Genomic DNA, 19,349 nt, shown 5'->3' with positions numbered 1-19,349 from the left:
GAGTCGTGAGAAACGAGAAGGGAGACCACACCTCGTTGTGTGGTCTCCCTTTTCGATTCGGTTCAGCCGATCAGGTGTCAGCTCCTACTGCGAGCATCCACCTTGTCGTCGTCGTCATCACGATCGCCGGCCGCGAGCTCGATGCCCGAAGCCTCTGTCTCGGCTTCACTGCCTGCCTTCCCGAGCTCGACCGGAGTGTCACCGGGCGCAACCTCGTCGGCGTCAGGCGCTTCCGGTAGCGGTTTCTTGAGGCTCAGGATGATCGAGCCTGCCAACACCACGATGATGACCGCGAGGCTGACCAGTGAGGGAATCTCGGGGATCGACGTGCTGATCACCTTGTGGCTGGCCTGCATGATCAGCTTCACGCCGATGAAGGCGAGGATGATCGACAGACCCTTGGACAGGTAGTGGAACTTCTCGAGCAGACCCGAGAGCAGGAAGTACAGGGCACGCAGACCCAAGATCGCAAACGCGTTGCTGGAGTACACGATGAACGGATCGTCACTCACTGCCAGCACTGCCGGGACGCTGTCGACTGCGAACACGAGGTCGGCGGCTTCGATGGCGACGACGACGGCGAACAGCGGTGTTGCGACGCGCTTTCCGGCTTCCTTGACGAAGAACTTGGTTCCGGCGTATTCCTCACGGACCGGCATGATCTTGCGCAGCAGGCGAACTGCCAGCGAGGTTCCCGGATCGAAGCTCTCGTCGTCATCCTTGAGCAGCTTGTACGCGCTGTAGAGCAGGATGGCGGCGAAGACGAACAGCACGGCCGTGAACTTGCTGACCACGGCAACGCCGGCGGCGAGGAAAATACCGCGGAAGATCAGGGCGCCGATGACACCGAAGAACAGCACACGGTGCTGGTACTCACGGGGCACCTTGAAGTAACCGAAGATCAGGGCGAACACAAAGAGGTTGTCGACGGAGAGGCTCTTCTCCAACAGCCAGGCCGTGGTGAATTCGACGCCCGAGTTCACCCCCAAGGTCAGGGTGACAACCACCGCGAACACGAGAGACAAACCGACCCAGAGTGCACTCCACCAGGCCGCTTCCTTGAAGCCGATGACGTGCGCGCCGCGGTGGGCGAGCAGGTCGATGAGCAACATGACGACGATGACTGCGGCGAACGCGGCCCACGCCCACATGGGAACGTTCATCGCTGACCACCTACCCGAATGGCACTGATGACTGCGGTCACGGGGAGCTCCTTCACTGGGTTCGGACGGCCGTCTCGCCGTCTTCTCCAGTGTTCCTTGCCGACTTCTATCCATCCCTGTCGAAATATCGACGACTTTTAGACCTGAAGTTGCCGATACCATGCAATCTGAGGGTGTTGCGTCCGAAACCGCCGTTGGAAGGCATCTTGTTCTAGCCTGGCAAGCATGAGCACCTCGTTGTACTACTCCGCCGTCCGCACTACACCGCTGACCGACGACGAGAAGGCCGAAGTCGACCGACTCATCGCCGTCCACAACGACGAATTTCCGTTCGACTACGAGGTCCTGGACCTCTACCCGTCGGATATCCCCAACACTCTGCTCAACGGTTCGACCAAGATCTCGAGCGATCCGACCGAGGTAATTCCTTCGCTCGTCTACTGGTTCAACGCTCTGACCGAGCTTCGCAGAGCAGTGCCGGACGCAGACTGGGACGTTTCACTCGACGACACCCCTGCCGATTGGGATGACAACTCCGGCTACTCGCTCCCCGGCCTCGACGACATGCAATAACGAATCACCCGGCGGGCAAGACGCTGACCCCGTAGCTCTCCAGCGCGATGAGCGCCAACTCCGTCGGCAGGCGCCGATCGTCCACGCTGCGACCTAGTAGTGTTTCGGCCTGATCGAGTCGATACCGCACAGTGTTCTTGTGCAGGCCGAGCGCCGCGGCCGTAGCCGCTGCAGTGCAATTGTTCTCGTAGTAGACCCGGACGGTGTCGCGGATACGCGTCGTGACACTGTCCGTGCCTGCCAGGCCTTTCAGTTCCCGAGCCACCAACGCACGCAGTTCACCCAGATCTTCGGTAAGCAGACAGGGAACCTGAACGTCCTCGTAGACGGTGACGGGCGAAGAACCCGTCGACCGGACTGCGACGCGCTGCGCGGCGAGCGCCTCGCGATGACTGCGTGCGAATCCCTCCATTCCGTAACCGCTGGCCCCCACTGCGACACGAAGATCCGCATGTCGAGCATGATCGAGCGACGCCCACTCCAGGTGGTCGAAATGTGCGACCCACGACCACACCTCGCGCGCACCCGAAGGTAGCGTCAGCACACGCTCGCCGTTCGACTCGCCCACCAAGGAACGTGCATACGAGTCCAATCGCGCCAATACGTCTGCAGCCGGGTCGGTGTCGTCCGTCCAGAGAACAAATGCAGTGTGGTGGCGCCGCATCGGGTAATCGAGAATCTGCGAAACCTCTTCGGAGTGAAGAGCTTCGCCGGCGACGATCGCGTGAACGGTCTCGGATCGACGCGCAAAAGCGCCGCGCGCCAAGCTCTCCCGCTCCTTCGCATATGTGGCCACCAACAATTCGGTGGTCACCTCCAGCCATCGCATCGCCGAACCCCACACCCGAACGAGAAGTGCGCGTTTGAGTTCCGGACCGATCGGGAGTGCCTCGATCGACTCGTCGACGAAACCCAGCATCGCGAGGCGTCCGGCGCCGTAGATCTTGAGCAGGACTCGAAGATCCATTCCGCGCCGGGCAACGGTGAGCGCAAGCGCAATCGACTCCGCCGGCGGCGTGACCTCCTGGGAACCACCCGCGATTGCGGCCACGATGACGCGGAGCTGCGCCGCGGTGCTTGCATCCACATCGCGTCGCAGCTCCCTGTCCGCTGCGACTTCCGGATTGGCCAGGGCAATGGCGTCGTCGATGCGTTGGACGAAACCGTCGATCACCTCCGGCTGGAGATAGATGGGTGCGAGATTTGCAATCCAGCCGTCCAACTCCCATGTGTCCATATCCGTCTCCCCGATTCGTGGCCCCAATTCGTGACCCCGATTGTGACTTTGTCACAAACCTAGCGATTGAGTTCGGGCATCAAGCCCTAGTAACCCGGCTTCGGCTGGTCCACAATCACATCTCACCGCAGTTTCACGGCGCTGCAGATTTACCTCACTGCAACCCCATCCCCTATCTTTGGAGACGCTGGAGCAAATGGACAAGCCTTTCGACGGTCAGGTAGTGGTCATCACCGGCGGCGCCCGAGGCATCGGATACGCCACCGCGAAGCGCCTCATCAGCCTCGGTGCGACGGTCGCGATCGGCGACATCGACGAAGCCACTCTCGCGCAGGCAAGCAAGGATTTGGGCATCCGTACGTTCGGACGTCTCGACGTCACCGATCCCGCCTCGTTCTTCGACTTCCTCGACACCGTCGAAGGTGAACTCGGCCCGATCGACGTACTGGTCAACAATGCGGGCATCATGCCGGTCGGCCGGATCGTCGACGAGGACGACACCGTGACCCGGCGCATCATCGAGATCGACGTCCTCGGGGTGATCACGGGAACCAAGCTCGCATTGCGACGGATGCTGCCGCGGGGGCGCGGACACGTCATCAACATCGCTTCGCTTGCCGGCGAACTCCCCTGCCCGGGTTTGTCGACCTACTGCGGCGCCAAGCATGCAGTCTTGGGATTCACCGATTCGGTCCGCAAGGAAGTTCGTGGCACCGGAGTGCACGTCTCGTCCGTATTGCCGACGCTCACCAACACCCAACTCACCTCGGGCACTTCGGGAATGAAGGGATTCCGCGAGGTTCAGCCGGAGGAAATCGCCGAAGCCATCGTCGGACTGATCACCAAACCTCGTCCACGCGTGCGCATTACGCGAGCGTCCGGACTACTCGTCCAGGCGCAAGGGTTCTTCCCCCGGCGACCGTACGAGGCATTGAGCCGCCTTTTCGGCGTCGAGACGCAGTTTCTCGGCGACGTCGACACCGCGGCACGTGCCGCCTACGAGGAACGCGCCCGCGCAAGCTGATCAGGTCAGCTCGGTGGCAGGCCAATCGAGCAGCTTCGCGCCCAGCACAGCTGCGTGCAGCGCGAAGCTGTCGTTGGGGTCGTTGACGTTCTGGCCGGTAAGTTCGCGGATGCGGTCCAAGCGGTACGTCACCGCACGGACGGACAGATGCAGGTCTCGGGCGGTCTTCGCCGTGTTGCCGCCGGCGGAGAAGTACGCAAGCAGGGTGTCGATCATCGGCCCAGCGCCGCCGCGTGCCTCGAGCAGCGGCGTGAGAAGCGTCTGGATCAGGTCGGTGACCGCTGGTCTGTCGTTGACCAGAACCCGGTAGACCAGCAGATCGCGAGCGTCGATGATCGGTGCGTTCAACGACAGTCGCTGCGCCAGGTCGAGTGCGTCGAGTGCCTCCCGGTACGACGCCACCACGCCCGAAGCGGTGGCGCGCGGGCGCCCGACCGCGATCTGCCAAGTGCCGTCCAATACGCGTCGCTGCAACTGCACTCGCCCGTCGTTATCGGTTACGGCGCCTGTTCCCGGTCCGAGAGCCGACCGAATCCCGGCCAGCACGTGGTCGACGGCATCGCGATCCGGCGCGGCGAAAACGACGACCAGTTTGCCGCTCTTGCTGGCAACCAACGCGTCGGCGTCACCTTTGCTGCCCAGAACGGCACGTTCGACAGCTCGCACCAAAGGGTTGTCGTCGGTGAACTCGCGGGCTGCGGTCACTACTGCCACGGCATGCGGACCACTGAGGTGGAGACCGAATCCTGAAGCGCGACCCAACAATCCGACGACGTCAGCGCCGCCGGTCAACAAGTCGTCGACGAACTCGCGGCGTGCCGATACCTGCGAGCGGACCAGAGAACGCCTGGCCAACTGAAAACCTTCGGCCAGTTCTGCGACGGCATCGTCGACGGCACGCAGCATCACTTCGCCGGCCGCGACGACGGCATTCGGATCCGATTGTGCCGCAATAACAGCAGGCAGTTCACGCCACAGACGCCAGGCCGAGGAGAGATACAGATCGAGCAGGGCTCGCAGGGCCACACCCTGCTGCGCTGCTTCTTCACCGCGGGCGCGGAAGCGGTGCAACTGACGACGCTGCAGCGGTTTCCCGTCACAGACAGCGTCGCTGAGCACGTCGAGGAAGTCGCCCAGCAGTTCGACGGGTAGGCCACCGGCGTCGTCGGCCCCTGCCGCCGCGACCCGGCGTATGGCGTCGTCAGGTACCCCGGTTCGGCTCACCCTCGCATTCTCTCACTGTGCGCGGCCTTGCTTGGCGTCAGGAAAGCCGCATCGAACCCGTGTCGATGTAGCGCTGATGGAACGAGAATGCCTCGCCCAGGAGGTGCGGAGTCTGCCCGGCACCCGGTTGAGCGTCGGCGCGAGCGATGTAATCGTGAAGGAGTGGCCGGAACTCCGGGTGAGCACACTTGTCGACGATCAGGCGTGCGCGGCGCCGCGGTGACAGACCGCGCAGATCCGCCAACCCCTGCTCGGTGACCAATACCTGCGTGTCGTGCTCGGTGTGGTCGACGTGCGGAACCATCGGCACGATCGCCGAGATCTCACCGCCGCGGGCCGTCGACGGACTCAAGAACATGGACACGTAGCCGTTGCGGGCGAAGTCCCCCGAACCGCCGATTCCGTTCATGATCTTCGTCCCCATGACGTGCGTCGAGTTCACGTTGCCGTAGATGTCGGCCTCGAGCATCCCGTTCATGGCGATGATTCCGAGTCTGCGCACCACCTCGGGGTGGTTGCTGATCTCCTGCGGACGGAGCGTGATGTGGTTGCGGTAGAAGTCGATGTTCGCAGTCAGTTCCTCGATGCCTTCGTCGGTGAGCGCCAAAGCCGTCGACGACGCATGCGCGACGGTGCCGTCCTTGATCAGCTTCAGCATCCCGTCCTGGATGACCTCGGAGTAGCAGGTCAACCCGCGATACGGCCCGCGATCGAGACCTCCGAGCACCGCGTTGGCGACATTGCCGATGCCCGCCTGCAGCGGAAGCAACGTATCAGCCGGCATCCGTCCGGCGCGCACCTCGAAGTCGAAGAACTCCAGTACGTGCCCGGCGATCGCCTCGCTGACGGCGTCGGGCGCAGAGAGCGGACTCGCGCTGTCTCGGCAGTTGGTCTCGACAACGGCCACCACCTTGGCCGGGTCCACCCGGAACGTGGTCTGACCGATCCGGTCCTCGACGCGGATGATCTGGAGCGGCTTGCGATGCGGCGGCAACGCCGTGCCGTAATAGACGTCGTGAATACCCTCCATCGCCTCGGGCACCCAGGAGTTGACCTCGAGGATGACCTTGTCGGCGACGTCGAGCCACGTCTTGTTGTTGCCGATCGACGCGGAGGGAATCAGTTCACCCGATTCGGTGATACCGGCGACCTCGACCACCGCGACGTCGACATTGCCGTAGTAGCCCTCCCACACCTGCTGAGCCACGTGGGAGAGATGGATGTCGACGTAGTCCATGCGACCGTCATTGATCCTGCGACGTGCGGTGGCCTCGGACTGATACGGCATACGCAGTGCGATTCCGTCGACTTCGGCGAGCAGCCTTTCGGTCTCGGTGGACACCGAAGCACCGGTCAGGAGATTGATCGTGAAGTTCGATCCGTTGCCGCGGGTCTGGTGAATACGCTCGGCCAGGGCCGGGATGACGACCTTGGGTGTACCGGCGCTTGCGAAACCGCTGATCGCGACAGTGTCATCCGGATTGATGAACTTCACGGCGTCGGATGCGGACATCACCTTCGACGCAAAGGCTGTGGCGCGGATGCGGTTGGAGATAGCTTTGTGTCCGGTCTCACCGAGGGTTGAACTCACGCCATCAGGATAAACACGGCACGTCGAAGCGATTTACGGGGATAACCCAGACAGAATCGCCCCGACGTGCTATGTGCTCCGACGTGCTGTGTGCTCCGATCAGCTGACGACGCCGTACACGCCTTCGCCGACCAAGCTCGCGATCCGATACTTCTGGATCTTGCCCGAGCCTGTCAGTGGGAATGCTTCCGCGCTGAACCATTCCTTGGGTGCCTTGTGGCGCGCTAGTCGTTCGTTGCAGAACTCGATCAGTTCGGCGGCAGTCGGTTGATCGGACTCGTCCTTCCAGCGGATGACGGCAACCACGCGCTCACCCCACACCTCGTCGGGAACACCGACGACCGCCACATCGAGGATCTTCGGATGCGTAAAGATCACGGACTCGACCTCACGCGGATAGATGTTCTCCCCGCCGCGGATGATCATGTCCTTGAGGCGTCCGGTGACCCGGACGTATCCACGTTGATCCATCGTCCCCAAGTCGCCGGTATGCAACCACCCGTCCTTGTCCACGGTCGCGGTCGAGGCCTCTGGATTGCGGAAGTACTCGGTCATGACGAGGTACCCGCGAGCGCAGATCTCACCTTGTTCGCCGAGCGGAACGCTGTCCCCGGTCACGACGTCGGAGATCTTCACCTCGACCTGTGGCAACGCGAGGCCGACCGTCTCCGACTTGTCTTCGGGGGTGTCGGCCGGACTGGTCTGCGTGATCACGGGACTGGCTTCGGTTTGTCCGTAGACGATGCTGAATCCCGCACCGAATGCCGACTCCACCGTGCTGACGAGTTCGGGCGGTACCGACGATCCACCGGATACGACCACTGAGCACGCCGAGAAATCGCGGCTGGCGAAGGTCGCGTCGTTAATCATGGCGATCAGCATCGTCGGTACTCCACTGACGACGTCGGCGTGAAAGCGTTCTGCCGCATCGAGAACCGCAACCGGATCGAAGTACTGGATCAGGCCTATGGACATTCTTCGCTGTGCGGCACCGAGAACCAGGATGCCGCATCCGGCCGTGTGGAACAGTGGCATGGCCGAGACGACCGAACCCCGTTCGGGGAATTGACCTCTCCGGCTGACGAAATCGGCGTTATTGACCAAACCTCGGTGATGCAGCAATGCACCCTTGGGCACACCGGTGGTTCCCGACGTGTACTGAATCTGCGCATTGTCATCGGGAGAGACTTCCGGCAGAGCGCCCCGCTCGCCGGTCCAACCTCGAACCTGACGATCCCAGTCTTCGAAGTTGACTGCCAGAACCTCCTCTCCCGCAATCGAAATTGCCTCGGACGCCACCGCCGCCATGTCACCGCCGCGGAACTTTCCGGTGTGGAAGAGCCCGCGGGACTGGGACTGCGACAAGACGTACGCCAGTTCCTCCGCACCCAACGCCGGATTGGCAGTCACCAGAACCATTCCGGCGAGCGCGGCGCCGTATTGCAGGATCATCCACTCCGGAACGTTCGGAGCCCAGACGGTGATCCGGTCTCCGCGATCGAACTGGGACAAGAGGTAGTGCGCACACCCCTCCGCTTCGTCCAGCAGTTGCGCGAAGGTCCACGTACGATCGGTTTGGGCGGCCCCGGACAACGAATGCGATTGCGCCGGAACTACTTCTCTGATTGCAACCAGATTCGGCGAGTCCGCGGCGCACTCTCGCAGCAACCCGCCCACCGTTTGTTCCGCAATCGGGTCCGACACGTCAGCGGGGAAGTACGACGTTTCGAGAACACTGCTCATCTCACATCCACTTTCTATCGAGGAGGGGTGTCGGACGCGGGGAGCGGCCCGCCTCCGTCTGGAATCTTGCGCCCGGAATCGCGGTATTGCACCGCGGCATGAAATCCATCGCGCTCGGCAAAATCCTTGAACCAGCGCCCTTCCGGAGAGTGACGCGTGATTCCGTCGAACAGGGTTGCCAGCACCTGAGTGCCCTGCAGCCCCATATTGTCGTACGCCTGATTGATCATCATCTTCTGCATAGCCAACTGATTGAGCGGGACACCGGCAATGCGATCCGCCAACGCTTCCACTGCTGAGTCCAATTCATCGGCCGGCACCGCTTCGAGTGCCAATCCCCAATCGGCTGCGGTGACACCGTCAATAGTGTCGCCAGTCAACAACATTCGCTTGGCCCGCTGGGCTCCCAGTCGATACACCCACATCGCCGTCGTCGGGCAACCCCAGACGCGCGCAGGCGGGTACCCGATGTGGGCGTCGTCGGCCATGATCAGCATGTCGCAGGACAGCGCGATGTCGCTCCCGCCGGCGATTGCGTAACCCTGAACCTTGCAGATCGTCGGCTTGAGCGATCGCCAGAGCGTGAAGAAGTCATCGGTATTCTGCTTCATCCCCCGAAAGTCCTTGATGGGGTCCCATACCGGGCCCTGGTTCCACTTTCCGTCGAGGTCTCCTTCAGCGAACTTCTTGAGGTCGTACCCGGCGCAAAACGCCTTGCCCGCACCTTGCAAGATGATCACGCGAACATCGTCGTCGTCGTTGGCTGCTGCCACCGCATTTCGAATGTCCGACGGCATCACGTCATCGATCGCGTTGAGCCGATCGGGTCGGTTGAGCGTGATATACGCCTTACCGTCCGAGGTCTCGTACTTCAGGGTCGCAAAATCCGTCATCATCGGTCCTGTCGACAGAGCACACCTCGATCGGAACGAGTTGCGCTAGTTCTGGGTGAGGAGCAGGCGAACGACGCCTGCCCATTGACTGATCGAACGACGCGCAGAGGCGTCGCTCTTCTGCACTGCCCGGGACAGCGCCAAACCACGGAGCATCAGCACCGTCAGATCTGCAATCTGCGAATAGTTCTCGGAAGCAACAATTTCGGGGCCGAAAGCGTCGTGGACAACTCGCCGCAGATCCCGCCCGGCGGCACGCTCCGATTCTCGAAGCACCTCGGCCAGCCCCGGATCCGTCCGAGCTGCGGACCACAGTTCGAGTTCCGCTTGAAACGGCGGCCGAGTCAACGCCGAATACAAAGCGGAGATCGAGTTCTCGATCGTGTCCACCGACGGATCCTGCCGAGACATCGCCGCTCTTACTGCCGCCTCGTTCCGCACGACGATGTTCGACACCAACGCCGCAGTCAACTCCTGCATGTTCGGAAAGTGGTGCAGCAGAGCGCCACGACTGACCCCGGCAGCGGTTTGCACCGACTGCGTAGTCAACGACGAGTACCCTTCCGCAATCAGTAAATCCGTTGCCGCGTCGAGAATTCGGTGGCGTGTCGCTTCGCGCTGCACATCACGCAGAGTCACGGTCACACCTCCAGCTTCTCGAGTGGCATGGCTCACAATTTCACAGTCCATTTAGACTGTCAATAGTTCTCGACTCCGCGCGTACGCTCGGGGAACCCGACCCGAATACAGGATGGAGCTTCGCGTGGAGACCACTCCGCCGACCGTCTCACTGACGCTCGATGAACTTGCCTCACGCGCCGATTCCCTGATCAATGACAACCGCCGGCACATCCTCGGCATCACGGGCGCACCGGGAGCCGGAAAATCGACCGCATCACAGGCAATTGCGGCGAAACTGGGTTCTCGTTGCGCCATAGTCGAGATGGACGGTTTCCATCTTGCCAATCGGGAACTCGACAAGCTGAGCAGGCGCGAGCGCAAAGGCGCTCCGGACACCTTCGACGCCGACGGATACGCGGCTCTACTACGCCGACTCCAAGCCTCGAATGCCACCGTTTACACACCCGTCTTCGATCGCGAGATCGACGAATCAATCGGCAGCGCAACCGCCGTCGAACCACATACACCGTTGATCGTCACCGAAGGGAACTACCTCCTCCTCCCAACCGGTGGGTGGCCGGAAGTGCGTGCGGCACTCGACGAGGTCTGGTATCTGGACGTTCCGGAGGCGACTCGCACGGAGCGCTTGGTGACACGCCACAGCCGCTTCGGAAAGAGTTCCGAAGCGGCTGCCGAGTGGGTGAAACGGGTAGATCAGCCGAACGCCGACCTGATCAGGGAAGTCAGGTCGCGCGCGGATCTGATCGTCGAGATCGTGCCTGCACCTTCTCGTCAACCATTTCACCATCCTGCATCACCACGAAAATGACCGACTGCAGGGACGAAGGCACAGTTCACACATGCTTTTCGCCGGCAATACATACGTTCGTATTTATTGCCATGAGGGTTTCGTCAATTGTTTGTCACGTTGAAGTTCGAGAGTTGCGCAGCAAATAGATTCAGCACGTTTGCGGTGATCCGCTCGGTAAACGGATCGTGATTGATCAGTCCGTTCACCCACTCGGTAGAACCAGCGTTGAACACCGTCCCGCGACCTCGCCTGTGACAAGTGACCATTCCCGATCCGTACTCGAGATCACGAAGATGCTCGGGTGGCTCACTCCCGTAAAACCATTCGACGATTCCCCGCGCGTCCGCCAAGGACGCACCGATGGGGCTCGTTCCGTTCCACTTGTCCCGTGAACCCGACACCGCCGGTGCCATCGCGATGATCTCCAAGTCTTCGGGCGCGCCGTCGACTCCGGTGGCGTACGGCAGGCCCTTTCGGAACGTGTAGTCCACGCCGTCCATGGCAAAACCGGCAATACAGAGAGAGTTTCCGAAGTTGTCGCCGTAATACAGATCGGTTCCGTTCAACGCCCAATGGTCAGGGCGATACACCGTGAAACCGCCGGAAGACCTGGGAGTTGTTGCGCCGTAACGGCTGTAGACGCCGGCCGTAGCGGTCGAACCCATAGTCCACGCACCCGGCCGGCTGATTTCGGGCGAATCCCACGCAGTCGTCACCCGTGTCGGGTCGACCTCACGGATCGGATCTTCGAACGGATTCTTGTAGCAGACCTGCGTATCGCCCTCGATACGAACTTGCCACAGGAAGTTCCCGCCGAAGCGCGCCAAACAACCCCCGCCTTCGACGAATCCGTCGATACGGTCACGCATCTCCCATGACCAGCACTCGTCGTGACCGACGATGACCGCACACGAATACCCTTGCAGTGCTGAAGGATCCTCATGCAGGTCATGCTGAGTGACGTGGTGCACAAGAAAGGCTTGCTCTTCCGCCCACACCGTGAAGGGGCGTTCGTACGTGGCCCAAAACGCGTCAGCGTGGTGACGCGAGTAGCCGTTCACCCACGCCCACTCGTACGGCGGATGACGCGGAATCCATCCAATTTCCGGCGTATCGGAGTGTGTATTACGTGCTGCGCCTGCAGGTTTGCGCAACATTCCTCGCGCGATGGGCCGCTGCGTCGAGGAAAACGGTGTCGGCACGTCGCCGGAACCGTCCGGGACGCCTCGGTAATGGTTTGCCCCACCCCAGTCGTTGTAGGCCAACATCGTGCTTGTGGTGTGAATGAGAACAAGGTCGGCGTGGTCGGTTTCACGCGCCTTGACTACGAAGAAACCCTCCCGTTCTACGACCACACCTTCGTGGCGCATTCGGACCAGAATCAAATACATCCCCGACGCCCAGTTCGGGGCGACGGTGAAGGCAACGGATTCCGACCAATCGCAACCAACCGCATAGGCGTCGTCGGGCGTCGACTGTTGTTTTCCCGGGAGACCGAGGTACTTGACGATGCTCTGCGGACGCGCGCCGTCTCGCACCACCTCGAGGTCGTATTCGTCAGCGGTGGTGTGCACCCGAATGGAGACGGTGTCGCCGGCGAAATACGAGAACTTGTCGGCGTACACCCAGATCTCCGGCCCTCCCGGACTGATCCCCGGCCGTTCGACCAAACCACCGGGGACCGACCATGCGTATTCGCTCACGCCACAGGCCGCTCGATCGACGGGTCCAAGCCCGAGGGCGTGAAGCAGCCGTAGCGCGCCGTACCTGCAGGCATAGGTCCGCGGGCCGCAAACCGGACCGGGACGGCCGGCTGCGCGACAGTGACAGTGACGCCATGGAAGACCGCATGCCCGCTGTCGACCGTTCCCGTCCGATGCCCCTGGATGGATTCGGGCGAATACGAGGTGGGATCTTTGCCCACCTGCCGCGGGACGGTTCCGTCGATCATGAAGTGACTCCGTGAGTTCTCGCAAGCATGCGCTTTGGACTGAAACGAGGGTGCCAGGTTCATCCGAGATTCATTCGAGGTTCATCCGATGTTGCCCAACGAACTACGAGAGTGCCGAATCGTTTCAGCGCTGTCAATATATTGCAGTGAAACGATTCGGCAATTTACTTTCGCGCAACAACCGTCCGTCAGGTTTGCCTTCCAGTGACGATTGGACCTCATGAGGTGCCGTCATGTCGTGTGACGCTTGGGGACGATCGACCCCAGGCAGCGCAATCGAATGCGAGTGAACTATGGCTTCGTGACGTGCATGACGTGCTTGACCCGCGTGTACTCCGCGAGCGCGAACTCCGACAGGTCCTTCCCGTAACCCGAACCACCGAAGCCGCCGTGCGGCATTTCCGCGGTGAGAGCCCCGTGCACGCCGACCCAGACGCAGCCGAAGTCCAGTTCGGCAGTCATCCTCATCGCAGTGCCGTGATCGGACGTCCACACACTCGACGCGAGAGCGTACTTGGTCCCATTCGCAAGTTCGATCGCCTCGACTTCAGTAGAGAACGACTGCACCGTGACAACGGGCCCGAATATCTCTTCCTGAACCAACTCGTCGTCCTGCCGCACCCCGGAAATGACAGTCGGCAGATAGAAAAAACCAGATCCGGCAGGCTTCCCTCCACCAACACGTACGTTCGCATTTGTGGAACGTCTTTCTACCAACTCTGCCACCCGATCACGATGAGCGCGGCTGACCAGAGGGCCGAGACAATCGCCCGAGTCCGGGCCTCCCAACCTCAAGTCCGCGGCCGCAGCCGTCAACTTTTCGGTGAACTCTTCCGCTACCTCTTGTTGTACGAGAATCCTCGTTGCAGCGGTGCAATCTTGACCGCTGTTGTAAAAGGCGCCGGCAACGATCCCCGCGACTGCTCCGTCCAGGTCCGCATCCGCAAACACGACAGCTGGAGCCTTACCTCCGAGCTCGAGGTGTAAAAGCTTGACGTCTTCGGATGCCGCCTTGGCGACCGAAATACCCGCTCTCGTCGACCCCGTCAGCGCGATCATGCGAGGCGCCGGATGAGCGACAAGCGCGGCTCCGGTATCGCGATCGCCACACACCACATTGAGCACTCCAGGCGGATAGATCTGCGCAGCAAGAACTCCCAGCATTACTGCAGTTTCCGGAGTCTCTTCAGCCGGTTTGAGCACGAGGGTGTTTCCCGTCGCGAGTGCCGGCGCGATCTTCCAGACCGCCATCATCAGCGGATAATTCCACGGTGCGATTGCACCGACTACACCGATCGGCTCACGCCTGACATACGAGGTGGCGCCCTCGGTGTATTCCATTGCGGCAGTACCCGGCAATGAGCGAGCGATACCAGCGAAGTACCGCAGAAAATCGACACACTGCGGGATCTCGTCGTCTCGCACCTGCCTGAGAGGCTTTCCGGTACTGCGGCATTCAACCTCGAGGAAGTACTTCGCATTCGATTCCAGAGCGTCCGCCAGTGCCAGTAGCAACTCTTGACGCCGCGCAGGCGTTGATCGACGCCACTTCCTGGAAGCGATCTCCGAAGACAGACATGCTCGATCAACGTCTTCCGCAGAACCAACGGCCGCACGCGCATAGACTTCGCCGTTCGCAGGATTGACCAGTTGGGACAGATTTCCAAGTGATGTCTCACAGACACCGTCGATGACGTGGCCGAAGACTTCGACGCCCATGGTCGAGGCAACACTCACGAGCATGATCCCGGCAATGCGATGAAGTACTTCTTGGACGGCTCGACCGTCTCCCACGTACCCCGAAACGACTTCGGCACGAAAAAAGCATCACCCGAAGCGAATTCACGACGGTTTCCATCGAGGTCGATCAGCGCCACCCGGCCGCTGATCATGATGCAGACCTCGTCGTACGGGTAAGGGTCACACAGCAAAGTGCCCGGCTCCCCTTCCCAACCACCGCCGAAGTACTCACCTTCCGGATCACCGAACGATCGCCATTCCGATTCGGACCAATTCGCGCTCGCATCATCACCCCATTCCGGCACGAACTGCGTCCCCTGGCCGGGTCCGAAGGTTCGAATGTCATCGACACTCACGTCAGTTTTCCTCCGTGTTCAAGCTTGTCGATTGGGCGGCAAATAGATTCAGTACGTTGACAGTTATCTGTTCGGTGAAGGGATCGTGATGGATCAGTCCGTTCACCCATTCGGTGGAACCAGCGTTGAACACCGTCCCGAGACCTCGCTTGTGGCACGCCACCATTCCCGATCCGTATTCGAGATCGCGAAGGTGCTCGGGTGGCTCACTCCCGTAGAAACATTCAAGAATGCCCTTCACTTCGGCAAGAGGCGCGCCGATCGGGACCGTGCCGTTCCAGAGGTCACGCGAGCCGCTGACTGCCGGTGCCATCGCAATGATTTCCAGATCCTCGGGCGCGCCGTCGTCTCCGGTGGCGTATGGCTGGCCTTTTCTGAACGTGTAATCCACTCCGTCCACTTCGAATCCTGCAACACAGATCGGGGCGATCCCGAAGTTGTCGCCGTAGTACAGGTCGGTTCCGTTCAGCGCCCAATGATCCGGCCGGTATACCGTGAAACCGCCCGAAGACCTGGGAGTTGTTGCACCGTAACGATTGTAGACTCCCGCCATGCCGGTCAAACCCATCGTCCATGCGCCCGGCCGTCCAACCTCGGGTGAATCCCACGCCGTGGTCACCCGTGTCGGATCAACGTCACGCATCGGATCTTCGAACGGATTCTTGTAGCAGATTTGCGCATCACCTTCGATGCGCACCTGCCAGAGGAAGTTTCCGCCGAAGCGCGCCAAACTGCCTCCACCGTCGACGAACTCGTCGATACGGTCGCGCATTTCCCAGGACCAGTACTCGTCGTGCCCGACAAGCACCGCGCACGAATACCCCTCCAGCGCGCGAGGATCCTCATGCAGATCGTGCTGAGTGATGTGATGCACGTGGTAGCCCCGCTCTTCGGCCCACACCGTAAACGGTCGCTCGTACGTGGCCCAGAATGCGTCTGCGTGGTGGCGTGAATAGCCGTTGTCCCACGCCCACTCGTAAGGTGGGTGACGCGGAATCCAGCCTATACCCGGAGTGTCCGTGTGAATATTTCTCGCTGCACCCTCAGGTTTGCGCAACATTCCCCGCGCTAGGGGACGCTGGGTGGACGAAATTGGCGTCGGGACATCACCGGAACCGTCGGGGACTCCGCGATAATGGTTGGCTCCGCCCCAGTCGTTGTACGCGAGCATCGTGCTCGTCGTGTGAATGAGAACCATGTCCGCCTGCTCGGGTTCACGCGATCGGACGATGAAGAAGCCTTCGCGCTCCACGACCGCTCCTTCGTGACGCATGCGCACAAGAATCAAGTACATCCCCGAGGACCAATTCGAGGCAACCGTGAGTGCCAGGGACTCCGACCATCCACACCCGACCGCGTAGGCGTCGTCGGGCGTCGGCTGCTGCTTACCGGGTAGACCGAGGTACTTGACGATGCTCTCTGGGCGGGCTCCGTCTCGCACGATCTCGAGGTCGTATTCGTCTGCGGTGGTGTGTACTCGAACCGAGACGGTGTCGCCGGCGAAGTACGAGAACTTGTCTGCGTACACCCAGATCTCCGGCTCTCCCGGATTCAATCCCGGCCGTTCGACCAATCCGCCGGGGACCGACCATGCGTAGTCACTCATGCCGAAACCACTTCGATCGAGTGGCTGCGAAGCCAGAGGCTCCGAAGGACCCCCACTACGAATGCAATAACCAGCGGTACCACGAACAACAGATTTTGAGCAGTGGTCAGGCCCGTCATGGTGCCCATGTTGACTTGCAGAAATCCGAGTGCCACGACGAGTGCAACGGTCGCGAGCGACGGTGCAATCAGCCTCTGCCACAATCCTTCTCCTCTAGCTCCTTGCGAAAAGAATCGGAGCACTGCAACCGAGGTCAGAATCTGCAGAGCAAGCACCGCAATGATGGTCGGGGTGTTCGTCCACAAGACAACCTGCGTGTACGGATCTGCTGGGCTCAACGCAAACCCTGCGATCGCGAGAAAGGTCAACGCGCCCTGCATAATTCCGGCAACGCTGGGGGTACCGGTCGATGCCGACACCTTCGCCAACACCGTCGGCAAGATCCTGGCTCGCCCCATCGCAAGTAGATAGCGACTACACGCGTTGTGCAGAGCCAGGCACCCCGCGAAGAAACTCGTGACGATGAGCAGGTGCATGACGTCGGTCATCATCTCGCCCGCAAATTCACTGTTGAGGTCGAAGATGAGCTCGGACGGATCGCCGCCGAGGAAGTCGACCATGCGACTCGGTCCGACGGCTTGCACGATCACCCAGGCACAGAAGGAATAGACGACTGCCAGGACGGTGACTGCCGTGTACGTCGCCCGAGAAACGGTGCGCCGGGGGTCGACCACCTCTTCGCTGTAAATCGCCGTTTGCTCGAAGCCGACAAAGGACGTGAAGGTCAACACGAAAACGCTGGCCAAGCCGGCCGTCAGGAAGGTCGAGGGCGAAAAACTGTCCAGGGACAGTCCTTCATGCCCGCCTTTGACCAGGACCGCGACACAGAAAACTGCGAGCACGCCGAGTTCGAGAGCCATCAACACCGCGAGCACCTTGGCACCGATGTCCACTCGGTTGTATCCCACGACCGTAACCAGAACGGCAACTGTGAGCGCGCATGCATAAATCGGAACCGAGAGACCGAAAAGACTGTCGAGAGTGGACGACGTGAAGATGCCGCACGCGACAACGAAACCGATCTGGCCGCCCAGATAGCCGACGTAGGCCAGTACCGAAGATCCGGCGCCGACGACGGCTCCGAGTCCCTCCGTAATGTAGGCGTAGAAGGCGCCCGCACCTCGGATATGCCTGCTCATCGCCGTGAATCCGACCGCAAACAGCAGATAGACGATTCCCGGAACGATGTAACCGACAGGAAGTGCAGCGCCCGCGGTCATCAGTCCGAGCGGCGCAAATCCCACCAGGATGGTTAGCGGAGCTGCGGCGGCGATGACAAAGAAGACCAGATGTCTGCTGTTGATCGTCCCCCTACGAAGCCCCGGAGTAGGTCCGGGCGGATGCGGGTCGGGAGCTGTGCCCACCCTTCGCGGGTCGGTGTTGTCGGTCATGGAGTGACTCCGTGCGTTATCGCAATTATGCGCTTGGACTGGAACGAGTACGACATGTGTCTCCAGGAAATTCATTCGGCGTTCGACTGGCGTTCCATGAGCGTGCCGAATCGTTTCAGCACTGTCAATAGCTGCGATGAAACGATTCGGCACTAGTCCTTTTAAGACAACCGTCCACCAATTGCAGCAGCGCCCGATGCTCAGCCGTTACTCTTGAGTAGAAACCGACCAGCAAAGGAAGCGACCCGATGATCACGCCGAACGCCCCGACGCTTCGTGACGTCGCGACTGCCGCCGGTGTCGCCGTGTCGACCGTTTCCTACGCACTCAACGGCAAGGGCAGAGTCGACTCCGCAACTCGCGCACGCGTCCAAGAAGTCGCCGACCGCTTGGGGTACCGGGCCAATCGCTCGGCACAGAATCTTCGGACAGGCAGAACTGCCACCCTCGGACTGATGCTCCCGGCCCCGGAAGAGATGTCATCGGCTGAGTACCTCAACTTCGACTGGTACGGACGTGTGGCAACCGCCGCCACCCAGGCCGCATTCCAGGCTGATCATTCACTCCTACTGCTTCCGTCGATGAAAGATCCGAACGGACTACGTCGCATCGAGATGGACGGAGTTATCGTTGTCGACCCCGCCGCCCACGACCCTCGTGTCGATGTCCTGCGGAGGATCGGAATCCCCTCTGCTGCAGTGGGTCCGGGACGAGCCGAACAATTCGGATGCTTCATCTCGCCGGATCTCGTCTCGACTACCGAAACGCTCCTGAATCACCTCGCCGACCAGGGCGCGACAGACATCCTCATCCTCACCCCCGGACTGCATTCGGAGTGGACGCGCGCCACGACCAAGGCGTACATCGAGTGGTGCCGCGCCCGCGGGGTGACGCCTCGAATCAGCGACGATCTGGCGCCGTCCTCTGGCGCTGATACCGTCGACCTGCTCGTTGCCGCAGCCTATACATTGACCCACAAGGCGCTCACGTCCGAGAATCCTCCCGACGCGATACTGTCGTTGATCCTCGGTTGCGCTCCCGCCGCCGTTCGGGCAGCGCGCGATCTCGGCTTGTCAATTCCAGAAGACGTCTTGATCGCACAGGACAGCGACGAACCTGCTCTGTTGATTTCAGATCCCCCGATCACTGCAATCGATTTCTTCCCCGAGGAACAAGCGAGATTGGCAGTGGATGCACTACTCGCCTTGATCGACGGAGACGGACGCCCAGCTCAGATACATACTCGGAGCGAACTACGTGTGCGGGCAAGCACGGCACTTACGCTCACACCATAAATTCACTCGGCACCGATAGACTGATTTCCGAATTATCGTCCGTCACACGCCGAGAGGAATCAGGTCATCG

The 19,349-nt window shown here is 61.1% G+C and carries 17 protein-coding genes; 4 read left to right on the top strand and 13 right to left on the bottom strand.

Features of this window, described 5'->3' with window-relative positions; all coding sequences use genetic code 11:
• Window positions 1–77 precede the first annotated feature (77 nt).
• Window positions 78–1,163 carry a TerC family protein gene (locus ACFQ6Y_RS01165; protein WP_378628001.1) on the bottom strand — a complete coding sequence of 362 codons (1,086 nt, stop codon included), beginning with the start codon at window positions 1,161–1,163 and terminating at the stop codon, window positions 78–80.
• A 225-nt stretch (window positions 1,164–1,388) separates the two neighbouring features.
• Between ACFQ6Y_RS01165 and ACFQ6Y_RS01160 the strand changes: the two genes are divergently transcribed.
• Complete coding sequence (locus ACFQ6Y_RS01160) at window positions 1,389–1,736, top strand: hypothetical protein (protein ID WP_182261544.1); 348 nt, start codon at window positions 1,389–1,391, stop codon at window positions 1,734–1,736.
• A 4-nt stretch (window positions 1,737–1,740) separates the two neighbouring features.
• Here ACFQ6Y_RS01160 and ACFQ6Y_RS01155 read toward each other — a convergent pair whose 3' ends face one another.
• Window positions 1,741–2,973, bottom strand: coding sequence for a PucR family transcriptional regulator (locus ACFQ6Y_RS01155; RefSeq protein WP_378627999.1), 1,233 nt, complete (start codon window positions 2,971–2,973; stop codon window positions 1,741–1,743).
• Between the two features lie 196 nt (window positions 2,974–3,169).
• On the opposite strand from ACFQ6Y_RS01155, the gene ACFQ6Y_RS01150 reads away from it, so the two are divergent.
• Window positions 3,170–3,997: an SDR family oxidoreductase gene (locus ACFQ6Y_RS01150; RefSeq protein ID WP_378541819.1), complete on the top strand. Its 828-nt coding sequence runs from the start codon at window positions 3,170–3,172 to the stop codon at window positions 3,995–3,997.
• Here ACFQ6Y_RS01150 and ACFQ6Y_RS01145 read toward each other — a convergent pair whose 3' ends face one another.
• From ACFQ6Y_RS01145 to ACFQ6Y_RS01125, 5 genes are all read right to left on the bottom strand, one after another.
• Window positions 3,998–5,221, bottom strand: coding sequence for a PucR family transcriptional regulator (locus ACFQ6Y_RS01145; RefSeq protein ID WP_378627995.1), 1,224 nt, complete (start codon window positions 5,219–5,221; stop codon window positions 3,998–4,000).
• Window positions 5,222–5,258: 37 nt separating this feature from the next.
• Complete coding sequence (locus tag ACFQ6Y_RS01140) at window positions 5,259–6,812, bottom strand: acetyl-CoA hydrolase/transferase family protein (protein ID WP_378530677.1); 1,554 nt, start codon at window positions 6,810–6,812, stop codon at window positions 5,259–5,261.
• Between the two features lie 99 nt (window positions 6,813–6,911).
• Window positions 6,912–8,555 (bottom strand): AMP-binding protein, encoded by a 1,644-nt coding sequence (locus ACFQ6Y_RS01135; RefSeq protein ID WP_378627992.1) that lies wholly within the window; start codon window positions 8,553–8,555, stop codon window positions 6,912–6,914.
• A 14-nt stretch (window positions 8,556–8,569) separates the two neighbouring features.
• Window positions 8,570–9,448, bottom strand: coding sequence for a crotonase/enoyl-CoA hydratase family protein (locus tag ACFQ6Y_RS01130; RefSeq protein WP_378530673.1), 879 nt, complete (start codon window positions 9,446–9,448; stop codon window positions 8,570–8,572).
• A gap of 45 nt (window positions 9,449–9,493) precedes the next feature.
• Window positions 9,494–10,087 (bottom strand): TetR/AcrR family transcriptional regulator, encoded by a 594-nt coding sequence (locus ACFQ6Y_RS01125; RefSeq protein WP_378627989.1) that lies wholly within the window; start codon window positions 10,085–10,087, stop codon window positions 9,494–9,496.
• 124 nt (window positions 10,088–10,211) lie between these two features.
• On the opposite strand from ACFQ6Y_RS01125, the gene ACFQ6Y_RS01120 reads away from it, so the two are divergent.
• Entirely contained in the window at window positions 10,212–10,898 is a 687-nt protein-coding gene (locus ACFQ6Y_RS01120; RefSeq protein ID WP_378627987.1) for a nucleoside/nucleotide kinase family protein, read from the top strand.
• Between the two features lie 83 nt (window positions 10,899–10,981).
• On the opposite strand, the gene ACFQ6Y_RS01115 is transcribed toward ACFQ6Y_RS01120, so the two are convergent.
• The 6 genes from ACFQ6Y_RS01115 to ACFQ6Y_RS01090 all read right to left on the bottom strand — a co-directional run bounded on the left by ACFQ6Y_RS01115 (window position 10,982) and on the right by ACFQ6Y_RS01090 (window position 17,984).
• Complete coding sequence (locus ACFQ6Y_RS01115; RefSeq protein WP_378627984.1) at window positions 10,982–12,583, bottom strand: N,N-dimethylformamidase beta subunit family domain-containing protein; 1,602 nt, start codon at window positions 12,581–12,583, stop codon at window positions 10,982–10,984.
• On the bottom strand, window positions 12,580–12,831 hold the full coding sequence (locus tag ACFQ6Y_RS01110) for a hypothetical protein (protein ID WP_378627982.1): 252 nt from the start codon (window positions 12,829–12,831) through the stop codon (window positions 12,580–12,582). Before ACFQ6Y_RS01110 ends, ACFQ6Y_RS01115 begins: the two co-directional genes overlap by 4 nt.
• 291 nt (window positions 12,832–13,122) lie before the next feature.
• The gene (locus tag ACFQ6Y_RS01105; RefSeq protein WP_378532706.1) at window positions 13,123–14,550 is read right to left on the bottom strand and encodes an aminobutyraldehyde dehydrogenase; all 1,428 of its coding nucleotides are present in this window, start codon (window positions 14,548–14,550) and stop codon (window positions 13,123–13,125) included.
• Between the two features lie 14 nt (window positions 14,551–14,564).
• On the bottom strand, window positions 14,565–14,927 hold the full coding sequence (locus ACFQ6Y_RS01100; RefSeq protein WP_378627978.1) for a cupin domain-containing protein: 363 nt from the start codon (window positions 14,925–14,927) through the stop codon (window positions 14,565–14,567).
• A 1-nt stretch (window position 14,928) separates the two neighbouring features.
• On the bottom strand, window positions 14,929–16,533 hold the full coding sequence (locus ACFQ6Y_RS01095) for a N,N-dimethylformamidase beta subunit family domain-containing protein (protein WP_378627975.1): 1,605 nt from the start codon (window positions 16,531–16,533) through the stop codon (window positions 14,929–14,931).
• Window positions 16,530–17,984: an APC family permease gene (locus tag ACFQ6Y_RS01090; RefSeq protein WP_378627971.1), complete on the bottom strand. Its 1,455-nt coding sequence runs from the start codon at window positions 17,982–17,984 to the stop codon at window positions 16,530–16,532. Before ACFQ6Y_RS01090 ends, ACFQ6Y_RS01095 begins: the two co-directional genes overlap by 4 nt.
• A gap of 248 nt (window positions 17,985–18,232) precedes the next feature.
• Between ACFQ6Y_RS01090 and ACFQ6Y_RS01085 the strand changes: the two genes are divergently transcribed.
• Window positions 18,233–19,279, top strand: coding sequence for a LacI family DNA-binding transcriptional regulator (locus tag ACFQ6Y_RS01085; RefSeq protein WP_378627968.1), 1,047 nt, complete (start codon window positions 18,233–18,235; stop codon window positions 19,277–19,279).
• The last annotated feature ends 70 nt before the right edge of the window (window positions 19,280–19,349 follow it).

It is taken from the genome of Rhodococcus sp. NPDC056516, from assembly GCF_042794655.1.
Classification (GTDB): domain Bacteria; phylum Actinomycetota; class Actinomycetes; order Mycobacteriales; family Mycobacteriaceae; genus Rhodococcus_F.
This window is presented reverse-complemented; position numbering and strand designations above follow the sequence as displayed.

Coding starts and splice junctions, on each gene's coding strand:
- ACFQ6Y_RS01150 (WP_378541819.1), top strand. CDS start 3,170: ATGGACAAGCCTTTCGACGGTCAGGTAGTGGTCATCACCGGCGGCGCC.
- ACFQ6Y_RS01110 (WP_378627982.1), bottom strand. CDS start 12,831: ATGATCGACGGAACCGTCCCGCGGCAGGTGGGCAAAGATCCCACCTCG.
- ACFQ6Y_RS01090 (WP_378627971.1), bottom strand. CDS start 17,984: ATGACCGACAACACCGACCCGCGAAGGGTGGGCACAGCTCCCGACCCG.
- ACFQ6Y_RS01160 (WP_182261544.1), top strand. CDS start 1,389: ATGAGCACCTCGTTGTACTACTCCGCCGTCCGCACTACACCGCTGACC.
- ACFQ6Y_RS01130 (WP_378530673.1), bottom strand. CDS start 9,448: ATGACGGATTTTGCGACCCTGAAGTACGAGACCTCGGACGGTAAGGCG.
- ACFQ6Y_RS01135 (WP_378627992.1), bottom strand. CDS start 8,555: ATGAGCAGTGTTCTCGAAACGTCGTACTTCCCCGCTGACGTGTCGGAC.
- ACFQ6Y_RS01155 (WP_378627999.1), bottom strand. CDS start 2,973: ATGGACACATGGGAGTTGGACGGCTGGATTGCAAATCTCGCACCCATC.
- ACFQ6Y_RS01085 (WP_378627968.1), top strand. CDS start 18,233: ATGATCACGCCGAACGCCCCGACGCTTCGTGACGTCGCGACTGCCGCC.
- ACFQ6Y_RS01165 (WP_378628001.1), bottom strand. CDS start 1,163: ATGAACGTTCCCATGTGGGCGTGGGCCGCGTTCGCCGCAGTCATCGTC.
- ACFQ6Y_RS01105 (WP_378532706.1), bottom strand. CDS start 14,550: ATGGGCGTCGAAGTCTTCGGCCACGTCATCGACGGTGTCTGTGAGACA.
- ACFQ6Y_RS01095 (WP_378627975.1), bottom strand. CDS start 16,533: ATGAGTGACTACGCATGGTCGGTCCCCGGCGGATTGGTCGAACGGCCG.